Genomic DNA, 2,359 nt, shown 5'->3' with positions numbered 1-2,359 from the left:
TAGCATCTTTTATCTGTTTTACATTTCTAAAACTTAAGGCTTGGCAAAATCTTTTCATTTTTAATGGATTTATTACACTTACAAAAAACCTTCATTTACTAAACTAATTAAGATAGGAATATGATAAATTTCTGTTGCTTCCATAACAATTTTTACATCTTCATCTAAAGATTTAATTTTACCAATTAATCTATTTACATCATTTTTTACATGATAAATATTAAATGGTTTAAAGATAAGTTCTTTTCCAAATCCTAAGGCTGCAACTGTGCTTTTAGATTTTGATACATCAATTCCTATTGAAATCATAAATACCTCCATTAAATTTTTACCTACCTACACAATTATCCACTCAGTTTAGCTCGTTACACGGGTGTATTAACCCAACCTGCTTAATCGAATTCTTGATAATGAAAGGTAGCGGACTGTTTCGAGTACGGGTGTATTATCCCAAATGGGCTGCGTCCGTTACCTTCATTATATTAAAAAAAGTGTAGGTAGAAAGTTTTTTCTACTTACACTTTTATGGTACTAATGGGTGAAAATTTAATTTGTCAACAGTCTGACTGGAAAATAACTTTCCAGCTTATTTTTTAATACTCAAAAGAAAAATAATTTTCAATAAAATCTTGTTGGATGCCTGGTTTTAATTTTTCCTTTATATCTTTTCCAGAAATTTTCTCAATCAATTTTAAAGCCAAGTATATGCTTGACCCTGCTCCTCTCGATGTTAAGATATTAGAATCTTGGACTACAAGCTCATCTTTTTCATATTTGCCAATATTTTTAAGATCTTCTCTCACACTTGGATGAGAAACCACTGCTTTATCAGAAACAATACCTGCTCTTTCAAGAACTATTGGTCCTGCACAAATTGCTGCTATAATCTTTTTATCTTGGTCAAATTTTTTAACAATATCAATAACTCTTTGATCATCCCTGAGTCTTTCAGCTCCTTTTGTTCCTCCTGGAATATAAAGAGCACTATAATCATCCAAACTAATTTCATCAAGCAATTTATCAGCTTTAACAATAATTTGATGAGATCCATTTACAAAAAAATCATTTTTTATAGAAACAGTGTCAACAAGAACATTAACACGTCTAAGATAATCAACAATAGTTAAAGCCTCAACCTCCTCAAAACCATCCGCCAAAAAAACTAAAACTTTGTCCATAAATTCCTCCTAATAAAAATATACCCTAATTTGAGATCTCTCCAGTCCTTTCACTCGATCGAGATGGGTTTCTTTATTTGAGTTTGTATGTAAAATCAGTTTTTTAAAATTGCTTGAATAATGATATTAATTTAAACTTTAGCTCAAAAATAAATACAACATTTACCCATCTCGAGCCTAGTCGAGAGATCTCTTTATTAACTTTATCCATAATTTAACCAAATCATTGAGATCTCTCCGCTCGCTACACTCGATCGGGATGTTTCTTTAAATAAATACTTTTGTGTATTTTGGCATGAAAAAACCCCTCCATCCGCATTCCGGATTTTGGGGTTTAGCTCAAAAGGACTTGTCATTATTTATGAAAAATTCATTAACATCCTAATATAATATTAAAAATGTTTTATATTACTTAAAATTTATTTATTCTTTCTTTTTTTGCTTACTATCAATCCACCAAGTGGAGCAGATAAAGTAGCAATTATTCCAGATAATGAACTTATACCTGTTTGAACATTATCAGATGTTGATGATGGTTTTACATATTTTACTTTATATATATCATCATTTGTTTTATTTTCTTTTACTATTTTTTTATCAGTTTCATTACTATTAGATGGTTTTTCTTGTTTTCTTGGTTTTTGTAATTCTGTCCAAGGTGTTACTATTTTTTCATAAACATAAGTTATCTCTTGTTTTACACCTGGCTTATAATTTCCTTTAGTTTCATTTCCATCTTTATCATAAGTTGGATCTTCAACAAGATTTTCAACTCTAACAAATTTGAACTTATCTTTTTCAACTTTTCCAGTTGTATAAGTCATATCTTTTGTTCCATCAGTAACTTTTCCGTCTACTACTTCACGTTTAATTTCTTTGCCATCTTTATCTTTTGTTATATAGATGTGGTGTTCTTGGAATGAGCCTTTTTCTTCAACTGGTTTAGATGGTTCCAATGGTGTCCATGGTGTCTCTGTTTTTTCGTAAACGTATGTGATTTCTTGTTTTACACCTGGTTTAAAGTTTCCTTCTTTTGTTTCACCTTTTCCGTTGTAGCTTGGATTATCTACTGGATTTTCTGTTCTTACAAATTTAAAGCCATCTTTTTCTTTCTTACCAGTTTCGTAAGTCATGTCTTTAGTTCCACCACTTACATAACCGTCTTTTACTTCACGTTTAAT

2 protein-coding genes and 1 pseudogene are annotated in these 2,359 nt (G+C 30.2%); all 3 read right to left on the bottom strand.

What is annotated here, in order from left to right; all coding sequences use genetic code 11:
* Positions 1–78 precede the first annotated feature (78 nt).
* A complete protein-coding gene (locus ANHYDRO_RS02610) occupies positions 79–309 on the bottom strand; it encodes an IS110 family transposase (RefSeq protein ID WP_162010667.1) in 231 nt (76 codons plus the stop codon).
* 284 nt (positions 310–593) lie between these two features.
* Positions 594–1,178 (bottom strand): DJ-1 family glyoxalase III, encoded by a 585-nt coding sequence (locus ANHYDRO_RS02605; protein ID WP_004813128.1) that lies wholly within the window; start codon positions 1,176–1,178, stop codon positions 594–596.
* A gap of 419 nt (positions 1,179–1,597) precedes the next feature.
* Positions 1,598–2,359: pseudogene (locus ANHYDRO_RS09960) on the bottom strand (hypothetical protein); the annotation flags it as partial.

The sequence above is a fragment of the Anaerococcus hydrogenalis DSM 7454 genome, from assembly GCF_000173355.1.
In the GTDB taxonomy this organism is placed as follows: Bacteria; Bacillota; Clostridia; order Tissierellales; family Peptoniphilaceae; genus Anaerococcus; species Anaerococcus hydrogenalis.
The sequence above is the reverse complement of the archived record's forward strand: the minus strand, read 5'-3'. Positions and strand labels throughout refer to the sequence as shown.